The sequence below is a fragment of the Pontibacter sp. FD36 genome, from assembly GCF_015686655.1.
Classification (GTDB): domain Bacteria; phylum Bacteroidota; class Bacteroidia; order Cytophagales; family Hymenobacteraceae; genus Pontibacter.
In genome coordinates this window covers 18,711-43,612 of sequence record NZ_JADPMP010000006.1, presented here as the reverse complement: position 1 = coordinate 43,612, position 24,902 = coordinate 18,711, and the positions used below count along the sequence as shown (strand labels likewise).

The 24,902-nt window shown below is 50.4% G+C and carries 18 protein-coding genes; 16 read left to right on the top strand and 2 right to left on the bottom strand.

All coding sequences use genetic code 11. The annotated features are described in order from the left end of the window. Positions 1 to 28 precede the first annotated feature (28 nt). Positions 29 to 373 (bottom strand): hypothetical protein, encoded by a 345-nt coding sequence (locus tag I0P70_RS09510; protein ID WP_196117103.1) that lies wholly within the window; start codon positions 371 to 373, stop codon positions 29 to 31. Between the two features lie 93 nt (positions 374 to 466). Next, positions 467 to 1,426: a DUF3078 domain-containing protein gene (locus I0P70_RS09505; protein WP_196117101.1), complete on the bottom strand. Its 960-nt coding sequence runs from the start codon at positions 1,424 to 1,426 to the stop codon at positions 467 to 469. A gap of 200 nt (positions 1,427 to 1,626) precedes the next feature. On the opposite strand from I0P70_RS09505, the gene I0P70_RS09500 reads away from it, so the two are divergent. From I0P70_RS09500 to I0P70_RS09425, 16 genes are all read left to right on the top strand, one after another. Beyond that, positions 1,627 to 2,409: an enoyl-CoA hydratase/isomerase family protein gene (locus tag I0P70_RS09500; protein WP_007656829.1), complete on the top strand. Its 783-nt coding sequence runs from the start codon at positions 1,627 to 1,629 to the stop codon at positions 2,407 to 2,409. Positions 2,410 to 2,511: 102 nt separating this feature from the next. Then, positions 2,512 to 4,005: a lipopolysaccharide biosynthesis protein gene (locus tag I0P70_RS09495; protein ID WP_196117099.1), complete on the top strand. Its 1,494-nt coding sequence runs from the start codon at positions 2,512 to 2,514 to the stop codon at positions 4,003 to 4,005. A 16-nt stretch (positions 4,006 to 4,021) separates the two neighbouring features. Continuing rightward, positions 4,022 to 4,471: a dUTP diphosphatase gene (gene dut / locus I0P70_RS09490; protein WP_196117097.1), complete on the top strand. Its 450-nt coding sequence runs from the start codon at positions 4,022 to 4,024 to the stop codon at positions 4,469 to 4,471. A gap of 142 nt (positions 4,472 to 4,613) precedes the next feature. Beyond that, the gene (locus I0P70_RS09485) at positions 4,614 to 5,621 is read left to right on the top strand and encodes a sugar phosphate nucleotidyltransferase (protein ID WP_196117095.1); all 1,008 of its coding nucleotides are present in this window, start codon (positions 4,614 to 4,616) and stop codon (positions 5,619 to 5,621) included. Positions 5,622 to 5,633: 12 nt separating this feature from the next. Then, complete coding sequence (locus I0P70_RS09480; RefSeq protein WP_230392098.1) at positions 5,634 to 7,403, top strand: tetratricopeptide repeat protein; 1,770 nt, start codon at positions 5,634 to 5,636, stop codon at positions 7,401 to 7,403. Further along, positions 7,396 to 8,139, top strand: a complete 744-nt coding sequence (locus I0P70_RS09475) for a DUF4292 domain-containing protein (protein ID WP_196117093.1) — start codon at positions 7,396 to 7,398, stop codon at positions 8,137 to 8,139. The genes I0P70_RS09480 and I0P70_RS09475 overlap by 8 nt, the downstream gene beginning before the upstream one ends. 83 nt (positions 8,140 to 8,222) lie before the next feature. Beyond that, entirely contained in the window at positions 8,223 to 9,458 is a 1,236-nt protein-coding gene (locus tag I0P70_RS09470) for a murein hydrolase activator EnvC (RefSeq protein WP_196117091.1), read from the top strand. Positions 9,459 to 10,180: 722 nt separating this feature from the next. Beyond that, positions 10,181 to 10,390, top strand: a complete 210-nt coding sequence (locus I0P70_RS09465) for a twin-arginine translocase TatA/TatE family subunit (RefSeq protein ID WP_196117088.1) — start codon at positions 10,181 to 10,183, stop codon at positions 10,388 to 10,390. A gap of 18 nt (positions 10,391 to 10,408) precedes the next feature. Continuing rightward, complete coding sequence (locus I0P70_RS09460; RefSeq protein WP_007654420.1) at positions 10,409 to 10,621, top strand: twin-arginine translocase TatA/TatE family subunit; 213 nt, start codon at positions 10,409 to 10,411, stop codon at positions 10,619 to 10,621. Position 10,622: 1 nt separating this feature from the next. Then, positions 10,623 to 12,059: an Asp-tRNA(Asn)/Glu-tRNA(Gln) amidotransferase subunit GatA gene (gene gatA, locus I0P70_RS09455; RefSeq protein ID WP_196117086.1), complete on the top strand. Its 1,437-nt coding sequence runs from the start codon at positions 10,623 to 10,625 to the stop codon at positions 12,057 to 12,059. Positions 12,060 to 12,065: 6 nt separating this feature from the next. Continuing rightward, positions 12,066 to 13,580 (top strand): lytic transglycosylase domain-containing protein, encoded by a 1,515-nt coding sequence (locus tag I0P70_RS09450; protein WP_196117084.1) that lies wholly within the window; start codon positions 12,066 to 12,068, stop codon positions 13,578 to 13,580. 294 nt (positions 13,581 to 13,874) lie between these two features. Further along, entirely contained in the window at positions 13,875 to 16,148 is a 2,274-nt protein-coding gene (locus I0P70_RS09445; protein ID WP_196117082.1) for an NADP-dependent malic enzyme, read from the top strand. Then, positions 16,149 to 16,742, top strand: a complete 594-nt coding sequence (gene ruvA, locus I0P70_RS09440) for a Holliday junction branch migration protein RuvA (RefSeq protein WP_196117080.1) — start codon at positions 16,149 to 16,151, stop codon at positions 16,740 to 16,742. It begins immediately after the preceding gene. 72 nt (positions 16,743 to 16,814) lie between these two features. Further along, the gene (sprA, locus tag I0P70_RS09435) at positions 16,815 to 23,945 is read left to right on the top strand and encodes a cell surface protein SprA (RefSeq protein ID WP_196117078.1); all 7,131 of its coding nucleotides are present in this window, start codon (positions 16,815 to 16,817) and stop codon (positions 23,943 to 23,945) included. A gap of 58 nt (positions 23,946 to 24,003) precedes the next feature. Beyond that, positions 24,004 to 24,384, top strand: coding sequence for a glycine cleavage system protein GcvH (gcvH, locus tag I0P70_RS09430; RefSeq protein WP_196117076.1), 381 nt, complete (start codon positions 24,004 to 24,006; stop codon positions 24,382 to 24,384). A gap of 64 nt (positions 24,385 to 24,448) precedes the next feature. Beyond that, positions 24,449 to 24,781 (top strand): VanZ family protein, encoded by a 333-nt coding sequence (locus I0P70_RS09425; RefSeq protein ID WP_007655449.1) that lies wholly within the window; start codon positions 24,449 to 24,451, stop codon positions 24,779 to 24,781. Positions 24,782 to 24,902 lie beyond the last annotated feature (121 nt).

Here is a 24,902-nt window from a genome sequence, read left to right as displayed (position 1 = left end):
CTTTTTTTGTTGCTTTTTCAGCAACTGATTATAATGACATACGGGCTAAACGGCGCTTGTCGCGCTTATGCTTGCGATGCATTTCTTTCTCTTTTTTCAGAATGGCTTCCATTCGTTTGCTTCCTTTGATGCGGTCCTTGGTAAAGCGGGAACGGTTCGTGTTTTCATAGGCATTCCAGCGTGCATCCATGCCTGAAGCACGTGCTCCCACGGCATCAACAGTAGTACCTTTTTCCTGTACTTTGGCAGTACCCCAAAACTCATCTTTACCCGAACTCAGGGATGTACTCGACGAACTTGAAGTCTGTGCCATCGCATCGGACACAAACAGGAAGAAAGCTAGAGAGAATAGTAACGATATGACTTTTTTCATAAATCCACTTTTGATAATGTATCTATACAACGTACATTATACGCTAAAGTATACATTTTTAGTGAATAACAAGAAGTGCAGGGCAAAAGTTTACTATTCAAATTTGTAAGAAAATCCTATTCCCATGGTTTCTTTGAGCTGTAACCGAGGTCCTTTCCCATCCAATGTACCATCCCCACTTCGGTCTACATCGATCATGATATCATCGTCATAGATCATGTGCAGAAAGAGGCTGGCTGACAGGAACTTGTTCACCTTAAAGTTCACCAGGTTCTCCCAGTTCACATCAATATTCTTGGCATTGCGCAGATAATTGGAAAAAAAGTCAGCCTTTGACTGCAACGTTACATTTTTAAATATTTCGTTGCGAAAGCGAACATTCACAAAACCACCGAACTCTTCGCGCAGACGCTCCCCTGTACCAGGTATAAGTCGCCCCTCCGAATCGCGCTGGGCAGGCTCTACACCAAACGCACCGTAGTCGGCCATGCGCTGGTTGAGCACCGCCGTGAACTTACCTGTAAAAGGCGAAATAAAAACTGAAAGCTTAGGGTTAGGCTTGTAGTCCATACCTATGGAAGCCAGAACAAAAGCGGGTGCCATAAAGTTGGAAATGACAGAGTCTCGCTCTGGGGTATACGTTGGGCTGATTTGTGTACGGGTATTGAGCTGAGCCGTGTAAAACCACTTGCTGGAGGCCTGCCGACCGTACTTCAGGTTAAGTTCGAGCCGGTCGTCACTTTTGCGAAGGCGCTGCTCCTGCAGCTTCACAGTGCCGTAAGTGAGGTCAAGGGTATTGTTCCAGGTATTCTTCCCATTCTTGTAGTTGCCGTAGAGGTTCAGGATACCCAGCGCTGACAGTGAGTTTTGTCCGCCGGCCGCCCAGTTGCTCAGGCTTACCTGACTGAAGTTGACTGTGCCGGTTCCTCCGAAGTCCCAGATATTGCGAACAGCCACCGTATCGACGAGCGTATCCTGAGCAGTGGCGGGGATTATGGTGATGTAAAAAATGAAAATCGGTAGTGATAGAGTGCGCAATAAAGCCTTAAGCATGAAAATAAGGTATAAAGTGAGCAGTATGCTGATTAAACCGCACAAAGATAACAAAACGATGTTGGAGCACCGAAGTTAAAACGAAAGTTTGCCGTAAGGAGAGTTGAACTGGGCCATTGCCAGATTGCATTTTAGGGATTTAAGCAAATCACTGCTATATTTGCTGCTGGTATCTATACATCTACTCAGAGATAAAAACTATGTCTATATACGAAAACCTGCTGCTCAATCTTGAGAACGGAATCCTGGTGATCACCATCAACCGTGCCGACAAGCTAAACGCGCTAAACATCGATACGATCAAGGAGATTAAGGCTGCCATCCAGCAAGTCTATGATGACCCGGCTGTGAAGGGAGCAATCTTTACAGGTGCCGGAGAGAAGGCTTTTGTAGCGGGTGCCGACATTTCGGAGATCTCTGAACTAAGCGAAGTCAACGCTCGTGGTTTTGCCGAGCGCGGTCAGGAAGTTTTCAGCATGATTGAGCGTTGCACAAAGCCTGTTATAGCAGCCGTAAACGGCTTTGCACTGGGCGGTGGCTGCGAATTGGCGATGGCCTGCCACATGCGTGTTGCCAGCGAAGGGGCCCGTTTTGGTCAGCCGGAAGTGAACCTGGGCCTTATACCTGGCTACGGTGGCACACAGCGCCTGACACAGTTAATCGGCAAAGGCAAAGCCATGGAACTGATGATGACCGCTGACATGATCGGCGCCGGAGAAGCCAAGGCGCTTGGTCTGGTAAACCATGTGGTGCCCGCCGTAGAGTTGATGCCAAAGGCAATGGAGATCATGAACAAGATCCTGTCGAAAGCACCACTTGCCATTGGCCTGGTGATCGACTGCGTGAACGCCGTGTACGACAAAGATGAAGATGGTTACCAGACGGAGGCAAATTCTTTTGCCCGCTGCTGCTCTTCACAGGACTTTATTGAAGGCACCAACGCATTCCTGGAGAAGCGTAAGCCTGTATTCAAAGGCGCATAAGCCTATACCTGCAGAACGCGCTATACCTATCATAAAAAGTAGGTATAGCGCGTTCTGTGTTTTTCAGCTGATACCCATACCTACCTGCCCCAAAACAAACACATGAGCATAGCCAAGAAACTGGTTGGGCAAACCGCTGCCTACGGACTGAGCAGTATTGTGGGCCGCGCACTGAACTACCTGCTCGTACCGGTCTATACCCGTGTGTTCCTTCCTGAAGAGTATGGGGTGGTGTCGTACCTTTATGCTTTTGTGGCTTTCTTCAACATCGTGTATACCTACGGGATGGAGACGGCTTTTTTCCGCTTTGCCAACAAGCCTGAGCAAGACCCGAAAGCCGTTTACAACAGGGTATTAAGCGCTATTCTGGTTAGCAGCACGATCTTTACAGGTATACTGCTCCTCTTTTCGCAGCAAATCGCAGATTACATTGGCTACCCGGAGCAGCGGGAGTACATTGTATGGCTGGCGCTGGTGCTGGCGATCGATGCGCTGGTGGCGATTCCTTTCGCCTGGCTCCGACATCAGAACAAAGCCATTAAGTTTGCTTCCATCAAACTGGCTAACATCCTGCTTACGGTCGGTGCTAACCTGTTTTTTCTGGTTCTGCTGCGGCACATCTACGAAGGTCAGTACCTCACAAGTCTTCAGCCGCTGGCTACTAACCTCTACAACCCTGACTTTGGAGTAGGCTATATCTTCCTGATCAACCTGGTGGCCAACGCATTGCTTATACCTATGCTGTGGAAAGAGCTACGCATATTCCGCTTCAAACTGGATGTGGAACAGCTCAAGCCGATGCTGCGCTACGCCTGGCCGCTCCTGTTCATGGGCCTGGCAGGTATGGTAAACGAGGTGATCGACCGTATTCTGCTAGAGCGTTACCTGCCCGAAGGTTTCTATCCAGGTACCAGCAACATGGCGGCAGTAGGTATATACAGTGCCTGCTATAAGCTCGCCATTTTCATGACGCTTACCATACAGGCTTTCCGCTATGCTGCTGAGCCGTTTTTCTTCTCACAGGCTAAGGAAAAGGAATCGCCACAAGCTTTCGCTTTGGTCATGAAATGGTTTGTGATCGCTTGCGCCTTTATCTATCTGTTTATCTCCACCAACCTGGAGGACTTCGCTCTGCTCATCGGACCCGAGTACCACGATGGCCTGATGGTCGTGCCAGTGCTCTTGCTGGCCAACCTATTCTTGGGCATTTATTACAACCTGACCGTTTGGTTTAAGCTAACAGACAAAACGCATTTCGGCACATACATCAGCTTTGGAGGGGCGGCCATTACGATCGCTTTCAACCTGCTGCTTATACCTGTGCTGGGCTACATGGGCTCTGCTATTGCCACACTTATCTGCTATGTAGGTATGGCATTGGCCACTTACATGCTCGGCAATGTGCACTATCCAATCCCCTACCCTGTTAAGACCATTCTAGGGTATATCTTATTTGCCACGGCGCTTGTGCTGGCCGCCTTCCTGCTACCTATCAAAAATTTCTGGCTGCGCCACGCTTACCACCTGTCGCTTTCAGTCGTTTTCCTGGTGGTGGTTTGGCTGCGGGAGCGGGCCTACTTTCTATCTAAAAAATAATCTTTATCTTTAATAGATGAACACGACGAACTTACCGGTTAAAGTCATTAACCAATCCAAGCATGCACTCCCTTCTTATCAGACGGAGCACTCGGCAGGTATGGACCTGCGCGCAAACCTGGAAGCACCTGTTACGCTAAAGCCGCTGCAGCGTGCCCTTATACCTACCGGCCTTTTTATTGAGCTGCCCGAAGGGCACGAAGCACAGATCAGACCCCGCAGCGGACTGGCGTACAAATACGGCATTTCGATTGTAAACAGCCCGGGTACCATTGATGCGGACTATCGCGGCGAGATCAAGGTGCTGTTGGTCAACCTGTCGGATCAGGACTTTGTGGTAGAGGATGGTGAGCGTGTAGCGCAGATGATTGTAGCCCGATACGAACGTGTGGCATGGGCGGAGGCTGAGGTACTGACAGATACCGAGCGTGGTGCCGGTGGCTATGGCAGCACGGGTACCAAGTAGCCTCTCCCCTCCAGGTATAGCCTGCAATTTTCTTCTTTTTAGAGCAGGCTAAAACCAAACATTCAAAATACAGTATTAATCAAAACCAATAGTGGCCAGGCAACACGTCTGGCTACATTTTTCAATCCATAAACTAATAGCTATGAGGATTATTGTACCTATGGCAGGTATGGGCAAGCGTATGCGCCCACACACACTTACTGTTCCTAAACCACTTATACCTATTGCAGGCAAACCAATTGTACATCGCCTGGTAGAAGACATCGCCAAAGTATGTCACGAGCCGATTGAGGAAGTGGCATTTATTATCGGTCGTTTCGGCGAAGAGGTAGAGCGCGACCTGAAAGCCATTGCGGAGTCGGTGGGTGCTAAGGGCAGTATTTATTACCAGGATGAAGCACTGGGTACGGCACATGCCATCATGTGCGCGCAGGACTCGCTGGAGGGCAAGGTAGTAGTGGCTTTTGCCGACACCCTGTTCAAAGCTGACTTCCAACTTGACACGAATGCCGACGGCACCATCTGGGTGCAGCGCGTAGAGGACCCGCGTCCTTACGGTGTGATCAAACTAAACGAAAACAACGAGATCACCGACTTTGTAGAGAAGCCGCAGGAGTTTATTTCTGACATGGCCATCATCGGCATCTACTATTTCAAAGACGGTGCCTACCTGCGCAACGAGCTGCAGTACCTGCTTGATAACGACATCAAAGACAAGGGCGAGTACCAGCTGACCAATGCACTGGAGAACATGAAAAACAAAGGCACGAAATTTATTCCTGCCGTTATCTCAGAATGGCTCGATTGTGGCAATAAAAATGCAACAGTTTTCACTAATCAACGCTATTTAGAATATATCAAGGATGAGAAGGGTTTGGTAGCCGCGTCGGCTGACATCCAAAATTCAGTGATCATCCCTCCCGTGTATATCGGAGAGAATGTTGTGATCCACAATTCAGTGGTAGGCCCGCACGTTTCTATTGGAAACAATACCAGCGTATTGGAGTCTATATTGAGCAATTCCATCGTTCAGAAGGAGTCAACCATCAAAAACGGGAACATAGCAAACTCAATGATAGGTAATTTTGTTTCCTATGAAGGACGCCAGTCAGACCTGAGCATTGGCGACTACAATACGCTTAAAGATTAGCATACCCATTTTATGACCCGATTCAGAAACATTGTGCTCGCTACTTGCTGCCTTGCACTGGTCGCGACCGGCGAAAGCCAGGCCCAGTCTAAGAAAAAAAAGAAGGGCAAGGAGAAGAGCGAAACAGCACAGGTAGCCATACCTGCGCCGCAGCCCGAACCCAGCGAGCAGGAAAAGCTGCTGAGCGAGGCATTGTTTCTGGAGGGCATGAAATATTTTATGCTGGAAGACTACAAGCAGGCGCTGAGTCAGTTTCAGAAAGCATATGCTGTAACACCAAGCAATGCGGCGCTCAACTATAAGCTGGCTGAAACCTACATGTTGATGGAAAACCCGAAAGCGGGCGTTTCATTTGCACAGGCTGCCATCGCCAGCGATAATCAAAACCCTTACTACTACCTGTTACTCGCTCAGCTGTATACCGAACAGAAGCAGTACACCGAGGCAGCTCAGGCTTACAACGACCTGTTGCGCAATGTGCCTGATCAGGAGCAGTATCTCTTCAGCTTGGCTGAGCTATACTTGGCTCAGTCTAAGTATGACGATGCGCTCAAGACCTATGACCGCATTGAGAAAAAGTACGGTGCGCTGGAGCAGCTTTCCATGAACCGGCAGCAGATATACCTGCGCCAGAAAAACATTGGGAAGGCCTTAGCGGAAGGTGAAAAACTGATCGCTGCCAACCCAACAGAAATACGCTACTTATTGGCTCAAGCTGAGCTCTACAATGCCAGCAAGAAACCCGATGTGGCAATAGAAACGCTTAACCGCGCCCTGCGCATCGAGCCGAACAACCCATTTGCGCACCTGATGCTCTCGGACCTGCACCGTCAGAAGGGAGATCTACAGGAGTCTGAGAACCAGGTGAAGATCGCATTCGCCAGTACCGACCTCGACATTGATACCAAAGTGCGCATCCTGGTGGACTTCATCAGACAACTGCCTAATCCGGCTATTGAAGGTATAGCCCTGGAGTTGGCTGACCTTACTATAGAGTCACATCCTGAGGAAGCGAAAGCTTACGCTGTGGCAGGTGACTTACAGACGATCATCGGCAAAAAAGAATCTGCCCGGGGCAATTACATTAAAGCTGTAAAACTGGATGACTCCCACTTTAAGATTTGGCAACAGATCGTGCTGCTGGATGCTGAACTGGGTGAATCAGGAGAATTGGTGCAGCACTCCGAACAGGCGCTGGAGTTGTTTCCGAACCAGGCTGTGTTGTGGTTCTATAACGGTACCGGTCACCTGATCGAGAAAAATTTTGACCGTGCTGCCAAATCCCTGGAGCATGGCAAGCGTCTTTCAGCAAGCGAACCCGAGTTGGTGGCGCAGTTCAATGCCCAGTTAGGGGATGCCTACAATTCAATGAAAGCTTATAAAAAGTCAGACGAGGCGTATGAGGCTGTCCTTACGCACGATCCTGACAACGAACATGTGCTCAACAACTACAGCTACTTTCTGTCGCTGCGCGGTGAGCAACTACCCAAAGCCAAAACCATGGCCGGCCGGCTGGTAGAGAAACATCCTGCCAACCCCACCTACCTGGATACCTACGCCTGGGTGCTGTACAAGATGGAAGACTATGAAGGCGCTCTGAAATACCTGGAGCAAGCCATCGCCTATTCCGAAGATGCTACCATTGTGGAGCACTACGGCGATGTGCTGTTTAAACTCGGCAAGCGTGACGAGGCTGTCAGGCAGTGGGAAAAAGCCAAGTTAAAGGGAGAAGCCTCCGCTTTCCTTGACAGAAAGATAAAAGAAAAGAAACTCTATGAATAAACAGCTCCTGCTGTGCCTGCTGAGCATAGTCCTGTTTTCCGCCTGCAAAAAAGAAACGATCCCTTCTGCCGCAACCGCCGCCACTGAAACAGTTGGCAACGTCACTGTCCAAAATCTGGAATTCACTTACCTGAATGCCCGTGGCCAGCTTAAGTTTGATGACAAAGGCCAGAGCACTTCGTCAGGCTATGCCCTGCGTATGCAAAAAGACAGCGTGATCTGGATCTCGGTGCTGCCTGGGCTAGGTATAGAAGCCGCTCGCATCAAGCTGACACCTGACTCCGTGTACATGATGAACCGCATTCAGCGGGAGTACGCCGCCACCGACTATGCCTTCCTGAGCAAGCGCTTCAACGTAGCACTTGATTTTCAGGTAGTACAAGCTATCCTGCTGGGCAACTACCAGGCCAACGGCTCCGAAAAAGCCTCCAACCAAGGACAGATGCAGCATGTGCAGCAACTGCGCCAGAACCTGCTCTTCGATTACTTCATCAGCTCCGAAAACCTGAAGCTGCAGCAGCTTAACGTCAAAGACCAGCTTTCCGGCAACAGCATCGTGGTGCAGTATGAGGGCTTTCAGCCTTTGGGCAAAGTCCCATTTGCTTACAACATGCTGGCCCAGATCCTGCAGGCAGGCCAGATATCTGATTTCAATTTGAATCACTCCAAAGTCACCGTATCGGAAGACGTGCTGGAGTTTCCGTTCAGCGTTCCTTCTGGTTACAAGCGCCTTTAGCCGAATAAAATCTTCGGGGTTCTGGTTCGGGCCATTTAGTTTTGCCATATTTGTAAGCTAAGTGTAGTATACCCCTATTTCTGATGAAGGCCCTTTACAAATCAGCCTTTTTCTTGATTGTCCTGCTGTTGCCGCTGATTACCCAAGCCCAGAAACAAAAATCGAAGGCGCAGCTCGAAAAAGAGAAAAAGGAAAACCTAAACCGTATCAAAGAAGCAAACCGCATTCTGCAGCAAACCAAAGTGCAGAAAGAAGCTTCTATTGGCCAGCTCAATGCCATTCAGGAAAAAATTTCTGTTCAGAAAGGTGTTATCAGCACTATTTCACGCGAAATAAAGCTATTAGAGTCAGGCATGAAGGAAACAGAGGGCATTGTAGGTGAGCTGCAAGCTGACCTGGAAAGCCTGAAAGCTGAGTATGCCACCATGGTATACGCCGCCTCCAAAACCGCCAACAGCTACAACAAACTGATGTTCGTGTTCGCGGCCGATTCTTTTAATCAGATGGTACGCCGTCTGCGTTATTTGCAGCAGTACTCAGAGGCCCGTAAGAAACAGGTAGAACAAATCAACAAAGTACAGGTTGCCCTGACAGGACAGTTGCGCACACTGGAATCACAGCGTGAAGAGAAACGGGGCCTACTCGACAAGCAGATGGTAGAAAATAAGAATCTATTGTCGTTGCGAACGCAGCAGGATGGCATGATCCAGAAGCTGAGCAAACAGGAAGAGCAGCTTAAGAGAGAAGTGGCCCAGCGCCAGCAGGCAGTTAAAAAGCTTGATAACCTGATCGCCGACATAGTAAAAGAGGAGATGGCCCGTGCCGCCCGTGCTGCCCGCGAAGAAGGCCGTGCCACCAGCGGAAGCGCAAGCAAGATCACCCTCACCCCGGAAGCGGCGCTCATCTCATCATCATTCGCTGGCAACAAGGGACGTCTTGCCTGGCCTGTCGACCGTGGCTTTATATCCCAGAAATTCGGTCGCCACAACCACCCGGTATTGAAAGGAGTGGTCACTCAAAACAATGGCATCGACATTCAGACCAGCCAGGGAGAACCTGCGCGTGCTATCTTTGAAGGCAAGGTATTAACAGTAGCCAGCGTACCAGGCATGAACAATATCGTGATGGTGCAGCATGGAGAGTACTTTGTGGTATACGCCAAGCTGCGTACAGTCAGTGTTAAAGAGGGCCAGGATGTCAAGCCGAAAGATGTAATCGGCACGGTGTACACGGATGCCAACGGCACTACTGAACTTCAATTCCAGCTTTGGAAAAACAACACCAATCTGAACCCCGAAAGCTGGATCAGACCAAAGTAGACCTCCTGTTATACCTGACATAAAAAAAGCGCAGCGGATTACCATTTAAGGTGTCCGCTGCGCTTTTTTTCTTCTAATTACTTTATTTTCTATACCCCCTATAAAGAAAAAACACCCTACAAAGCAGGGTGCCTTTCCAAGCTATGAAAACAAACTTAAAATTATATTTAGACACTTTCTTCCAGTATGGAAGGACGGTGTTAAATTTCTAGGATTAATTTACAACCTTTAAATTACACTTGCAAACAGAAGATTAAAAAAACTTAATATTTATTTTCTTCTTAGATTGCGGCTTCATTTCTACCCCGGTTGGGTGATTCAGTGCGATTCGGCTGCGTAAGGCATATTACAAGTAGCTTGCCAAAAATACCAAAAGAACCAACTAGTTGATTATCAGCCTTAAGATATGTATCGCACAACCTAATTTTTCCCTCCACAGGAAACCATTTTTCCATTTTGGGAAAAAGATATGCCAAAATAGCTCAGGAACACTGCGCCTGCGGGAGAATCTGAAATTTATTTGCCAATCTATACGCCTGCTGCCGGCTGAAGTTGCAACCAACTTGCAAAGAGCCCTATAACATTATAGTTGCCCCACGGAAATACACCTCCAGCGCGAATTTCAAGATATTGACATGCTGGTAAACTAATGTAGCCAAATGTGGGTTTAATTAAAATATAAGCTTTATTTTTGCAGCAATTCATCTTAAAATTTTAAGACTATGGTACTTACCAACACACTAGCATTTATCCAAAACATTGGGGGTGGTTCGTTAATCCTGATCCTTGTGGTGATTCTGCTTCTTTTTGGAGCAAAGCGCATTCCAGAGCTTGCAAGAGGTCTGGGCCGTGGTATCCGCGAGTTTAGAGATGCGACCAAAGAGATCAAAGACGATCTGGAAAACTCAACAAAGGATACTCCAACCAAGTAATTTCCGGCATAACGCTTTATGATACTTAGTGCAATTCTCCTCTTCCTGGCAGACCTGGGAGGAGGAGAAATTCTTGTTGTACTAACCGCAGTACTCCTACTTTTTGGCGCCGATAAACTTCCAGGCATGGCACGTTCTGCCGGTCGCGGTCTCCGTAGCTTTAACGATGCCAAAAACGAAATCCAGAACGAGCTGGAACGCTCCATCAAGGACATAAAAAAGCCTGAATAGTTTGAAACCATACCATTCACTTCGTGACATTCGCAGCGATATTGCCAACGGGCAAATTTCGTGCAGACAGCTGGTAGAGCACTACCTTCATAACATTAAGCAGAAACCTGAGCTAAACGCTTTCCTGGAGATATTCGAGGACGAAGCATTTGCCCAGGCTGACGCCGTAGACAAGAAAATCGCTTCAGGCAATGCCGGCAAACTGGCAGGTATGGTAATCGGCCTAAAGGACGTACTGGCTTACGAAGGTCATTCTCTGCAGGCATCCAGCCAGATTCTTGACGGCTTTAAGTCGCTTTACACAGCTACAGCCGTGCAGCGACTGCTTGCAGAAGACGCTATTATCATCGGTCGCCAGAACTGTGACGAGTTTGCAATGGGGGCTTCTAACGAGAACTCTTCATTCGGACCTGCCCTTAATGCCGACGACACGACCCGCGTACCGGGTGGCTCGTCTGGTGGTTCGGCCGTAGCCGTGCAGGCAGACCTTTGTCTCGCTTCTATCGGTTCCGACACGGGTGGCTCTGTTCGCCAGCCAGCTTCTTTCTGTGGTGTGGTGGGTCTTAAGCCTACCTATTCGCGCATTTCCCGTTATGGCCTGATTGCTTACGCTTCTTCGTTCGACCAGATCGGCATCATTTCGAAGAGCGTAGAAGACGCAGCCCTATTACTGGAAGTAATGGCAGGTAGCGATGAATATGACAGTACGGTAAGCCACCGCCCGGTGCCAGCTTACAGCCAGATGCTGGATTCAGATAAAAAGTACAAGATTGGTTATATCCGCGACTGCTTCGAGAGTGAAGGTCTGGACACTGAGGTGAAAGATAGCATTTTAGGCGTGAAAGACATGCTCCAGGCGGCGGGTCATCAGGTAGAGGCCGTGGAATTCCCATACCTGGACTACATGGTGCCGACTTATTATATCCTCACTACAGCAGAAGCCAGCTCTAACCTGGGCCGCTTTGACGGGGTGAAGTATGGCTACCGCAGCGAGAACGCAACCGATCTTACCTCCCTTTACAAAAAAACGCGTGCTGAGGGCTTTGGTCCTGAGGTGCAGCGCCGCATCATGCTGGGCACCTTCGTGCTGAGCGCCGACTATTACGACGCCTACTATACCAAGGCACAGCGTGTGCGTCGTCTCATAAAAGAGAAGACGGACGAGTTGCTGCAAAATTATGATTTTCTTATATTGCCTACCGCTCCTACTACCGCCTTCAGGCTAGAGGAGAATACGGCGAATCCGTTGGCCATGTATTTGGCTGACATCTTTACGGTTCAGGCCTCGCTAGCTGGTGTTCCTGCCATTTCTATTCCGGTAGGTCGCGATGCCAATGGCCTTTCCATCGGGTTGCAGTTAATGACCCGCTCATTTGAGGAGCCGCAACTGCTGGCCTTCTCAAATTACATACTGGACAAGCTAACCGTTGAAGCATAAAATATAATGATGCAGTTTAGACTCTTTACAGTACTTGCAGCACTGGTTGGAAGTATATGGGCTTTCCATGCCCAGGCTTCTGGCTATACGATCAGGTTCGAAAGGCACACAGCAGAGGATTCTTTAAGAAAACTAAAAGCAGATACCACCTTCCTTTCTGATGAGGAAATGGCCCTGCTCGTGGAGTACATCCCGTATGAGCCCGACGAAGTGATACAGGACAGGCTGAGCTGTATTGAGGCTGACATTCCGTTGGTGTTCAACAAATTTGTGCGTAACCACATCGACTACTTTACTGTCCGTAACAGAAAGTATACGCGCACCATGATTTCCCGCGAAAATGTGTATTTCCCGATCTACGAGAAGTACCTGAAGAAGTATAACATGCCGCAGGACATCAAGTACCTTTCTATTGTAGAGTCTGGCTTGAACCCGAAAGCGGCCTCCTGGGCGGGTGCGGTTGGCCCCTGGCAGTTTATCAAGTCAACTGGCAAAGAGTATGGCCTGGACCAGGATCAGTACATTGACGAGCGCATGGACATAGAGAAGTCCACGGATGCGGCGATGCGCTTTTTGAGCAGACTCTATCGTACGTATGGCGACTGGGAACTAGCTATGGCTGCTTACAACTGTGGCCAGGGTAATGTAAACAAAGCGATCAGAAGAGCAGGCGGTGGCAAAAAGACGTTTTGGGAGATCTTCCCATACCTGCCAAAGGAAACACGCAGCTACGTACCTTCCATGACAGCCGTGATCTACGCTATGAAGTATGCGCCAGAGCATAATATATTCTCTGACTCCATTCTATATGCACCTGAATATGCCTATCTGGAAGTGAATCAGGCGCTGGACCTGAAAAAACTGGCTACCGAACTTCATGTAGACTCCATGGCTTTGGTAGCTCTAAACCCCGAGCTAAAGCAGACGACACTTCCCGCTACTATGCGCAATTACAAGCTGCGCATTCCGGCACAGGCTGCCAAGCTGCTGGCTGCTGAGCAAAGCTGTATTTTGCTAGCTTCGGCTCCAACGCCTCCACCTGCCAAACATACAGCACCGCCAGCCGAATCACCAGTTATGCTGGCCTCTGCTACTACCCAGGAAGCTTCTAAAGATAGCCTGGTGCAGGCAACCTATGTTGTGCAGCGTGGCGACAACCTATATGCTATTGCCCGCAAATACGGTGTCACGATAGACGATCTGAAGGAGTGGAACCAACTGGATGGCACAGCAATCAGAGTGCAGGACAAGCTACTTGTATGGAAGCATGCCCCAGCGGTAAGCACAAGCGCACTGGCTACGGTCACCGAAAAGCCCAAAGCAACTACTGCCAGCACTGCACAGCAGCATACATCTGCCAAGAGCCAGGCGCAGGACCGCTTCATTTACCATGTGCAGCCAGGCGATACCCTCTGGACTATTTCCCAACGTCACGAAGGGGTGACAGTCGAAAAGATAAAGAAGCTGAACAAACTCAAAAACAGCGCAATCAAACCTGGGCAACAGCTGATTCTAGGTTAAGCTGCAGGTATAAATCCAGCGAGACACTCTTCCAACTGAAGAGTGTCTCGTCGTTTATAGCCTGCTTGTATTATCAATTTATTGCAATACGCCACAGTTACCAGCCTCTCATTCTTAGCTGTCTGATAAAAAACACAATATTCTGATAGATGAAGATTTTTCAGAACGTATCTTTGTCGATTACGGCTTTGATAAACCATAAAATCTTATCAAATTGGCTTTTAGCTTTCGCCTCATTGGGATAAGCTAAAAGTGCGAGGGAACATAACACGAGATAACACAACAACGCATACCATGATCAAAGTAAACAAAGAGGACGCACTTAACTACCACATGCAGGGCCAGCCCGGCAAAATAGAAGTAGTGCCGACTAAAATGCTGAGCACACAGCATGACCTGGCTCTGGCTTACTCTCCTGGAGTAGCTGAGCCCTGCAAAGAAATAGCCGCTGACAAAGAGAATGTTTATAAATATACCGCAAAAGGAAACCTGGTAGGGGTAATCTCAAACGGAACTGCAGTACTGGGCCTGGGAAACATTGGTCCTGACGCCTCTAAGCCAGTAATGGAAGGAAAAGGCGTATTGTTCAAAAAGTTTGCAGGTATAGATGTATTCGACATTGAGATAGACTGCACCGACCCTGAGGAATTTATTCGCATCGTAAAATCACTGGAGCCAACCTTCGGCGGCATTAACCTGGAGGATATCAAGGCCCCTGAGAGCTTTAAGATAGAGAATGCCTTGAAGGAGCAGATGAATATTCCGCTCATGCACGACGACCAGCATGGTACGGCTATTATTTCTTCAGCGGCCCTGCTCAACGCACTGGAGCTGGCAGGCAAAAGAATTGAAGAAATCCAAATTGTAATTAATGGCGCTGGCGCTGCTGCCATTGCCTGCACGAAGCTCTATGTAGCATTGGGCGCCAAGCTTGATAACATCGTGATGTTCGACAAGGATGGCATTATTCGTCCAGAGCGAAACGACCTCGATATTTACCGCGCCCAGTTTGTGACGCTGCGTAAGATCAACACATTGGCTGAGGCCATGAAAGGGGCTGATGTGTTTATCGGTCTTTCGGCAGGTAACGTGCTGGCTCCTGAGCTCGTGAAGCTGATGGCGAGGGACCCGATCATATTCGCGCTGGCTAACCCGGATCCGGAAATTCCTTACGCCGTGGCCATGGAAACCCGCGAGGACCTGATCATGGCAACTGGCCGATCAGATCATCCGAACCAGGTAAACAACGTACTTGGTTTCCCATACATCTTTAGAGGAGCACTGGATGTACGTGCCACTGAGATCAACGAAGCCATGAAGCTGGCTGCTGTGCACGCCTTGGCGGACCTCGCGAAAGAACCTGTTCCGGAGATGGTGCACAAGGCATATGGTGACAACACGATTTCTTTTGGCCGCACTTACCTTATACCGAAGCCGCTTGACCCACGCCTGATCACCACGGTATCGCCGGCGGTGGCAAAGGCCGCTATTGAAAGCGGTGTAGCCAAAAACCCGATCACCAATTGGGAGGCTTACGAGACAGAACTACAGGAGCGCATCGGCATCGACCAGAAGCTGATGACCCGTATTACTAACCAGGCCAAGAAGAACCCGAAGACAGTGGTATTTGCCGAGGCAGACCATTACAAGATTCTGAAGGCGGCACAGATCGTAAAAGAGCAGCGCATTGCCAACCCGATCCTGCTGGGCAACAAAGCACGTATTGCCGCGATCATTGAGGAGACCAACCTGGACCTGCACGACTGCGTGATCATCGACCCATACGAGGAAGAGCAAAAGCGCGAAGAGTTTGCCCAGCTCCTTTACACTAAGCGCCAGCGCAAAGGCCTTACGCTGTTTGACAGCCGCCGCCAGATGCGCGACCGCAATTACTTTGGTGCCATGATGCTCGAAACCGGCGAAGCAGATGCACTTATCTCAGGTCTTACCCGTGACTATTCCAAAACCATTCTACCGTCCCTACAGATAATAGGGGTTGAAGAAGGTATAAACAAAGTGGCAGGTATGTATATCATCCTGAGCAAAAAAGAGCCTTATTTCTTTGCCGATACAACCGTAAACGTAAACCCGACTGCCGATGAACTGGTAGATATCATTGGCCTGACTGCCCGTGCCGTACGTTTCTTCGACACAGAGCCGCGTATGGCCGTCCTGTCATACTCTAACTTCGGCTCGGTGCAAGGTGACATACCTAACAAAGGAGCTGAGGCAGTGCGCAAAGCAAAGCAGCGCTACCCGGACCTGATGATAGATGGCGAGATGCAGGCGAATACGGCTATGAACCGACACCTGCTGAAGGAGCACTATCCGTTCAGTGAACTGGCCGAAAAAGGGGCAAATACACTTATTTTCCCGACGCTCACATCAGGTAACATTGCCTACAAACTATTACAGGAAATAGGTGGTGCTGAGGCAATTGGCCCTGTGTTGATGGGTATGCGCAAGCCAGTGCACATTCTACAGCTGGGCAGCTCCATCCGTGAAATCGTTAACATGGTATCCATCGCTGTCGTAGATGCTCAAAACTATAATAATAAACATATATAAATGATTGCGTACATTGACGGTAAGCTTGCTGTGAAAGATCCGACCTATGTCATTGTAGATGTCAATGGCATAGGCTATCAGATCAAGATCTCCCTTAGCACGTACTCTTCACTGCCTGAGGGAGAACGTTGCAAGCTGCATACCTACCTGCACATCAAGGAGGATGCCCATACCTTGTATGGCTTCACGACGGCTGCCGAAAAGGATACTTTCCTGCACCTAATCTCTATTTCGGGTGTAGGGCCCAACACGGGCTTGATGATACTGTCGTCGCTTTCGGTAGACGAAGTGCAGCAGGCTATTGTGCGGGAGGATGTGCGCACGATCCAGCATGTGAAGGGGATCGGAGCCAAAACTGCGCAGCGTATCATATTGGAATTAAAAGATAAAATAAAGAAAGAAACCATGCTGGCTGGTAGCTCAGCAGTTCCTGTTTCTGCACACAATACAGTACGTGCAGAAGCGTTATCAGCTTTAGTTACACTAGGCTTTGCCAAAAACGTGGCAGAGAAAACGCTCGATGCGATCATCAAGCGCGAAGACAGAAGCCTGAGCGTAGAGGAACTAATAAAATTTGCCTTAAAGTCTTCTTAATCGGTAGAGCCCAACTTGATCTGGAAAAGTAAAAAAAACAGCCTGCTGTTTGCTACGGTTGCTGCTATCACTATGCTGGCATGGTGGTCGCAGGCCGCAGCATTGCGCTCGAACAACAGGTATAGCACCTTAATTTTTTCAGATTTTTTCCTGCAGGATACCATTCCGCAAGACTCTGCCCGGCTTCAACCTTACATCCCAAGCCGCCGCCCGACTTTCACGCCAAGCGACCGCCTCGGTAGTCCTTTTGGCACCCGCCCCAGCTCTTCTCCCCTGCTGCTGGGCCAGCCCTCCAACATTGAACTGGAAATACAGCTCGACGACAGTCTGCAGCAGTATAACATCAACGAGCGCATGGGTGAGTTGGACTACCGACTGCCCTCCACTATGTCATGGGAAGAGTACTCACGCTACCAGCGCCAGCAGGCCATACGTGATTACTGGCGTAGCAAATCGGCAGGTCTGGATGGGGAGAGCGTAGTCAGTGGCCGCCGTCTGGTACCCAAGATCTATATCAGCCCGGTTTTCGATCGTGTGTTCGGAGGCAATTTTGTGGACATTCAGCCGAATGGCAACGTCAACCTGAAATTCGGAGCCCGCTTTAACCGCAACGAGAACCCTTCTATACCGCTCCGCCAGCAGCGCACTGGCGACTTCGATTTTGACCAAAACATCTCGCTCAACCTGGTGGGTAAGATCGGGGAGAAAATGCGTCTCAACTTTAACTGGGACAACAACGCCAACTTCGAGTTTGAGAACAACATGAAGCTGGACTATACCGGTTTTGAAGAGGAGATCATCCGCAAGATAGAGGCCGGTAACGTGAGTCTGCCACTCAATAACTCCCTGATCACCGGTGCTCAGAATCTCTTCGGATTAAAAACACAGCTGCAGTTCGGCAGATTGGGCGTAACCACCATCGCCGCCAACGTACGTGGGCGCAATGACGAGGTGGTGATTCAGAACGGAGCACAAAACAAACCATTCGAGATCAGGGCCGACAACTACGACCGCGATCGTCACTTCTTCCTGTCACAGTTCTTCCGGGGCCGCTACGACCGTACGCTGCAGAACCTGCCCTTGGTGAACTCCGGCATCGTGATCCGCCGTCTGGAGCTGTACGTGACCAACAACAACCGAGGCACCGAGAACCTGCGCAACATGGTCGCTTATATGGACTTGGGCGAGGCTGATCCATTCCGCAATCAGTTTGAGCGCAACCCGCTGGCACCTGCCGCAAACAATGCCAACGGACTTTATGGCCAGATCGCCAATAACCCCAGCGCCCGCAACAACGACCAGGTAGACGCATACCTGAGAAGCCTGGGCCTGCAGAAAGCCATTGATTTTGAGCATGTGCGTGCCCGCAGACTGGACCCGCGTGAGTATAAGTTCAATCCGCAGCTAGGTTACATCTCACTTACCACCGCTCTATTGCCTGACCAGGTGCTGGGCGTAGCCTTTGAGTATACCTACAACGGCCAGACTTACAAGGTAGGTGAGTTGATGGAAGACTACCAGAACCTGCGCGATGACCAGGTGATCCACATGAAATTGCTGAAGGCAACCAACCCGGCGCTGGAATATCCAACCTGGGACCTGATGATGAAAAACGTCTACAGTTTGGACGCGACACAGGTGAACCGCCAGAACTTCCAGCTGCAGATCGTTTACAAAGACGATGAAACGGGCGTTGACATTACCAGTCTGAAAGAGCCAAGCCCGATCCAGAACATTCCCCTGATCGAGGTGCTCAACCTGGACAATGTCAACACAAACAACGACAAACCGCGCGACGGCAACTTCGACTTTTTGGAAGGTATAACGATCGACCCTGAAACCGGGCGTATCATCTTCCCGGTAGTGGAGCCGTTTGGCTCATACCTAGCCAGTCAATTTGAAGGAAGGCAGGACCTGATCGAGCGCTATGTATTCCAGGAACTCTACGAGCAAACCCAGACTGATGCGCAGCAAAACACACTGAAGGCGAAGTTCTTCCTAAAGGGTCGTTTCCAGGCCAGCTCCACGGACGAGATCATGCTGCCTGGCTTCCGTATTGCCGAGGGTTCGGTGGCAGTATACTCGGGTGGAACACGTTTGGAGGAAGGCACAGACTACCAGGTTTTCTATGACCTAGGCCGCATCAAGATCCTGAACCCAAGTTACATCGCTTCGGCCAGTGACTTGCGTGTGACCTACGAAAAAGCCGAGTTGCTAAACATACAGCCCCGCACCCTGTTGGGCGCCCGCTTTGACTACCGCGTGAACAATGACCTGAACCTGGGCGGCACCGTGCTGCACCTGAACGAACGGCCTTACATCAACCGCGTGAGCATCGGCGACGAGCCAACCAATAATACGATCTATGGCCTTGACGTGAATTTCAACCGAGAGTCGCGTTTCCTGACGAAGATGACGGATATGATTCCGTTTATCCAAACCAAAGTGCCGTCGAGCGTGACCTTCAGCGGTGAGTTTGCGCACCTGGTGCCCTCTCCTTCCAAATCGCCGGTAAACGAGGACGGTACTTCATACCTGGATGACTTTGAAGGGGCCGAAACACCATTCAGTCTCGGCGGCTTTAATAACACCACCTGGCGGCTGGCAGCCACTCCTGCCCCACTGGCACAGGGAGATGGGCTGGAGCATGCCTACAACCGTGCCCGTGTGGCCTGGTATACCATCGATCAGATCTTCTACCGCGACAGCGAAGGCCTGCGTCCGAGCAATATCAACGACGAAGAACTCCGAAACCACTACGTGCGCCCTGTACCTCGCTATGAGGTGTTCCCCGGGCGCGACCGTGAGATTGCCAACGCCTACGAGTATACCTTCGACATGGCCTACTACCCACGTGAGCGTGGACAGTACAACTACAACCCGAACCTGGATAACCAAGGAAGGCTGCAGGGCGACCCCCGCAAGAACTGGGGCGGAATCAGCCGTGAGATCACCTTCGACACAGACTTTGACAATGCCAACGTGGAGTATGTGGAGTTCTGGCTCATGGATCCTTTCCTGACAGGACCGAACGGACGGAAGGATGCCAATGGCAACCCGATCGTCAGCAATGAAGGCGGTGAGTTGGTACTTAACCTGGGAAATGTGTCGGAGGATATCCTGAAAGACAACCGCTACTCGTTTGAGAACGGTCTGCCAACCTCTGCGACTGACAACCAAAACCTGCAGACCACCGAATGGGGCCGTGTAACTACACAGCAGTTCCTGACCGATGCCTTCTCGGCTGTGCCAGGCGCACGTGCATTTCAGGACATAGGCCTGGATGGCTTAGGCGATAATGCAGAACGTGAGTTTTTCCAGAACACTTTCCTGGGCCGTATACCTGGTGGTGCACCGCAAACCGTCCTCTCCGACCCTTCTGCCGACAACTTCCTGCACCATCTTGATGCAAGCTATGACCAGCAGAATGCCGGTATCCTGGAGCGTTACAAGCGCTTCAATGGCATGGAAGGCAACTCTCCTGAGCAAAGCCGCTTCTCTAATTATGCTTTCCCTGACAAGGAGGACCTGAACCGCGACAACGTGATCAGTGACCTGGAGCAATACTACGAGTACAAGATCAGACTGCAGCCGGGAGACATGAGCGTAGGTCAGAACTACATCGTGGACAAGATCGTGGATACCAGAACTGGTGAGGATGTGACCTGGTACCAATTCCGTGTGCCAGTGCGTCAGCCAACGGGCAATGTGGGCAACATCAGCGGCTTCAAGTCGATCCGCTTCATGCGTATGTACATGACTGAATTTGCCGACCCGGTGGTGCTTCGCTTTGTGCAGTTTCAGTTTGTGGCGAACCAGTGGCGTACCTTCCTGCAGCCGATCACCGATGGTAACCCTTGCCTGAACTGTACGGATGATGCCCGCTCGTTTACTGTATCGACGGTGAACATTGAGGAGAACAGCGAGACAGGCAATGACGAGACAATCATTCCTTATGATATGCCGCCAGGTATAGAGCGTCTGCGCGACTATGCCGCCACCAACAACCGCCGCCAGAACGAACAGTCACTGCAACTTTGCGTGGAGGACCTGAAAGACTCTTTCTCCAAGGCCGTGTACAAGAACCTGTCCATCGACATGCTGATTTACAAGCGCCTCAAGCTGTTCCTGCATGCTCAGACCCGCGACCCGAATACACGCGACGACGATGTGCAGGCTTTCATCCGAATCGGTACAGACTATACCCAAAACTACTACGAGTACGTGGTGCCACTCAAACTAACGCCGCTGGGCACCAGAAGCCGTGAAGGTATCTGGCTTGCCGAAAACGAGATCGACGTCGCTATTGAGGATTTTGTAAATGCCAAGGTAGAGCGTAACAGAGCCGTTGGTGGCTGGGACAACCGCCGTCCGTGGGAAGTAATGCTAGAAGGTGGCAAGATGATCCGAGTGGTAGGTAACCCGGATTTCAGTGAAGTGCAGAGTGTGATGATCGGTGTGCGTAACCCTACCGTACCGGGCGAAGATGCGCGTCCGCAATCGGTCTGCATTTGGGTGAACGAGCTGCGTGTAACGGACTTCCGGAACAACTCAGGCTGGGCCGCAAATGCCCGCCTCAACACCAAACTAGCCGACTTCGCCAACATTACAGCAACCGGTAGCTACACCACCATCGGTTTCGGAGCCCTGCAGCAGAAGATCGCTCAGCGTGCCCGTGAGAACACGGCCGTATTTGATGTGAGCGCCAATATTGTTGCCGATAAGTTCCTGCCCGAAAAGCTGGGTATCAAGGTGCCGGTCTCGGTGCAGTACGGCACCATGAACAGTGCCCCACAGTTTGACCCGCTCGACAAAGATGTGCCGCTGGAGCAGTCGCTGACCAGGTATGAGACTACTGAAGCGCAACGGGAATACAGGCGTGAAGTGAGTACCCGGGAAACCCGGAAAAGTGTGAGCTTACTAAATGTCAGGAAAGAACGGACCAACCCGGAGGCCAAGGTGCGTCCGTACGATGTGGAAAACCTGTCGTTCTCCTACTCCTACGCCGAGCGCCTGTTTACCAACATCGAGACAGACCGTGACTTTACCCGCACCTACACCGGAGCAGTGGCCTATACCTACACCAACACGCCACGCAACTACGAGTTCTTCGCCAAAAGCGAACGACTCAAATCGCCGTATATGCGCCTGATCAAAGACCTGAACTTTACGCCACTGCCAAGCCGTTTTGCCTTCCGCGCCGACCTCGACCGCAGGTATAACGAGACCTTCCTGCAGCGCCGTGATCCGGGTTCAGGCCTGATCACCTCCAGAGGTATAGAGCCTGTGTTCCAGAAGTACTTCTTCTTTAACCGCATCTACGACCTCAAGTGGGACATCAGCAAGAGTCTGTCGCTGGACTACACGGCCACCAACCGTGCTGTGGTAGACGAGCCTGACTTCCGCATCAACCGCGACGTGGACTCGCTCAGGTATAAGAACAAAGTGATTTGGGACAACCTGCGCAACTTCGGCCGTAACACGAACTTCAACCAGCTGGTGGCTGCCAACTACAAAGTGCCGTTCGAGAAATTCCCGCTCACTGACTGGCTGGGCGCTGAAACCCGCTATGCCGTTACGTACATCTGGACGGCCGGCTCCACTGCCTTGAACCAGGACGCGCCTTTCCGACTGGGTAACACGGCTGAGAACAATACCGAATTCAGCGTAAATGGCCGCTTCGATATGGTGAAACTGTACAATAAGGTGAAGTTCCTGAAAGACGTGAACAGCCCAACGCAACCGCAGGGCAGACCACCTGTACCTGCGCCAGGCGATACGGCGGTGAAGAAACGATCTGAGATGAAGCTTGCCAAGGGACTGGCCCGCTTCCTGATGATGACCCGCTCGGTGAACTTCACATACCTGCAAAACCAGGGCACTATGATGCCGGGCTATCTGCCGCGTACCAAAATGTTAGGCTTTGACGATGGCTTCGATGCGCCGGGTCTGCCGTTCATACTCGGCCGTCAGTATGACCTGGACGAACTTTACAACCGTGCCTTCACTAACGGTTGGTATACCGATAGCAGCCAGTACCTGAACACGCCGTTCAGCGGCATTAAAACAGAAACGCTTACGGCCAGAGCTAACATGGAGCCGTTCCGCAACTTTAACCTGCAGCTCGACGCACGTCGCAACATGTCCGAAATACAGGAGGTGTTTTACCGTAAGCAGTTTGATGACTTCGGCAACATTGGCACTGTGAACGAGCGCCAGAACCCGATCAACACCGGTTCGTTCAGTACCTCCTTCTTTGCGCTAGGCACTATATTCGAGTCTACTGCAGGAGGCACTTCGGCTGCTTTCGACAATTTTATCCGCAACCGCTACGAGATACGTGAGCGCCTCACCAACGCCAATGCGGCAGCTGGTGACTCAGGTTATACCTTGAACTCACAGGACGTGCTTCTGCAGTCGTTCCTGTATGCTTACCAGGGACGTGATGCCAGTGGTTTCCAGGCAAAAGGCGGTAACCCTGTCAAGCGGATGCCTATACCTAACTGGCGTATTGATTACAACGGCCTGTCGCAGCTTGCCTTCTTCAAACGCTGGTTCAGCCAGGTCAACCTGACGCACTCTTATAACTCCACTTACAACGTAACCAGCTTCACCACTTCCCTGGCTTACGAGAACAGTCCGGGTGACTACCCAACCCGCACCAACGAGTTTGGGCAGCTGATTCCGTACTATATCGTAAACCAACTCACAGTGCAGGAGCGTCTGGAACTGCTAGGTGTTAACTTCCGCACTAACACCAACCTGACCGGCCGCATCGGGTACAGAATAGAGCGTAACCTGTCGCTTAATCTCACCAATGCCCAAGTAACCGAGACCAACGTGAAGGATTATACCTTCGGCTTCGGATATGCCACCAGCAACTTCCGTATACCTTTCCGGATAGGCGGGGAGCGCCGTACGCTGGAGAACGAGCTGACCATACGCATGGACATGTCGGTGCGTGACAACCAGACGGTGCAGCGGGCCATTGCGCAAGATGATCAGGGCAACGAGATCAGCCAGAACCAGATCACGAACGGTACACGCCAGGTGCAGCTGCGGCCAACCGTGGATTATGTCCTGAGCCAGCGCGTGAACATACAGTTCTACCTGCTGCGCACCGTGTCCGACCCCAAAATTTCTACTTCGTTCCGTAACAGTGTGTCGGAAGGTGGAGTACAGCTACGTGTTAGTCTGCAATAATTTTTGGCATTGAGAAAAAGACCGTATTTTTGGACATCATTAACCCAAAGCGATAAAAATGAATTTACCTGACAACCTAAAGTATACCAAAGACCACGAGTGGGTACGCATAGAAGGTGACGTAGCTTATGTAGGCATCACTGATTTCGCACAAAGCGAACTGGGCGATATCGTGTATGTTGACATCGACACAGTGGACAAGGATATCAACCAGAACGACGTGTTTGGTACAGTAGAGGCTGTAAAAACAGTTTCTGACCTGTTCAGCCCACTGAGCGGCACGGTGCTGGAGTTCAACGACAAGCTGGACGGCAGCCCTGAGCTGGTAAACTCTGATCCTTACGGCGACGGCTGGATCATCAAAATGTCTATCGGAGACGCAAGCGAAGTGGAAGGCCTGTTAACGGTTGAAGGCTACCGCGAAGTAATCGGTCAGTAATTTCGACAGTATAGAAGCAGGTTTGATTCTAAGGTATAATTTCTTTACCATTATTTGGGCAGCAGTGATCATGGTTTTGACGCTGCTGCCCTCCTCTTCTATGCCCTCCCTTTCGATCTGGGAGATCTTTTCTTTTGATTCTTTTGCGCATGCTTTCATGTTTGCCGTGCTCACTTACCTGATGACAGTGGGCCTGAAAAAGCAGTTTACCTTTCCGCGTGTGCAGCACTATGCCATCCGCACAGCCTTTTTTGTGAGTTCCATGTTCGGCATCGCGATCGAACTGCTGCAGCACTACCTTATACCTGGCCGCCAGGGCGACATCATCGATGTACTCAGCAATACCATTGGCTGTATACTTGGCATCCTGCTCTTTAAGTGGATCTACAAAATGTAATCCGGGCAGCGCATCCCTCCAATAAAACTTCCTGTTTAAACATATTTATAAGCCTGATTTTCAACCGATCAAGCTTTATTAGCTATTGTCTATATGGTGGCTATTGATTAGCTTTAGTGCT

Coding starts and splice junctions, on each gene's coding strand:
- I0P70_RS09470 (WP_196117091.1), top strand. CDS start 8,223: ATGAAGGCCCTTTACAAATCAGCCTTTTTCTTGATTGTCCTGCTGTTG.
- I0P70_RS09485 (WP_196117095.1), top strand. CDS start 4,614: ATGAGGATTATTGTACCTATGGCAGGTATGGGCAAGCGTATGCGCCCA.
- I0P70_RS09510 (WP_196117103.1), bottom strand. CDS start 373: ATGAAAAAAGTCATATCGTTACTATTCTCTCTAGCTTTCTTCCTGTTT.
- I0P70_RS09480 (WP_230392098.1), top strand. CDS start 5,634: ATGACCCGATTCAGAAACATTGTGCTCGCTACTTGCTGCCTTGCACTG.
- I0P70_RS09460 (WP_007654420.1), top strand. CDS start 10,409: ATGATACTTAGTGCAATTCTCCTCTTCCTGGCAGACCTGGGAGGAGGA.
- ruvA (WP_196117080.1), top strand. CDS start 16,149: ATGATTGCGTACATTGACGGTAAGCTTGCTGTGAAAGATCCGACCTAT.
- gcvH (WP_196117076.1), top strand. CDS start 24,004: ATGAATTTACCTGACAACCTAAAGTATACCAAAGACCACGAGTGGGTA.
- I0P70_RS09450 (WP_196117084.1), top strand. CDS start 12,066: ATGATGCAGTTTAGACTCTTTACAGTACTTGCAGCACTGGTTGGAAGT.
- I0P70_RS09505 (WP_196117101.1), bottom strand. CDS start 1,426: ATGCTTAAGGCTTTATTGCGCACTCTATCACTACCGATTTTCATTTTT.
- dut (WP_196117097.1), top strand. CDS start 4,022: ATGAACACGACGAACTTACCGGTTAAAGTCATTAACCAATCCAAGCAT.
- I0P70_RS09465 (WP_196117088.1), top strand. CDS start 10,181: ATGGTACTTACCAACACACTAGCATTTATCCAAAACATTGGGGGTGGT.
- I0P70_RS09475 (WP_196117093.1), top strand. CDS start 7,396: ATGAATAAACAGCTCCTGCTGTGCCTGCTGAGCATAGTCCTGTTTTCC.
- I0P70_RS09445 (WP_196117082.1), top strand. CDS start 13,875: ATGATCAAAGTAAACAAAGAGGACGCACTTAACTACCACATGCAGGGC.
- I0P70_RS09500 (WP_007656829.1), top strand. CDS start 1,627: ATGTCTATATACGAAAACCTGCTGCTCAATCTTGAGAACGGAATCCTG.
- sprA (WP_196117078.1), top strand. CDS start 16,815: ATGCTGGCATGGTGGTCGCAGGCCGCAGCATTGCGCTCGAACAACAGG.
- I0P70_RS09495 (WP_196117099.1), top strand. CDS start 2,512: ATGAGCATAGCCAAGAAACTGGTTGGGCAAACCGCTGCCTACGGACTG.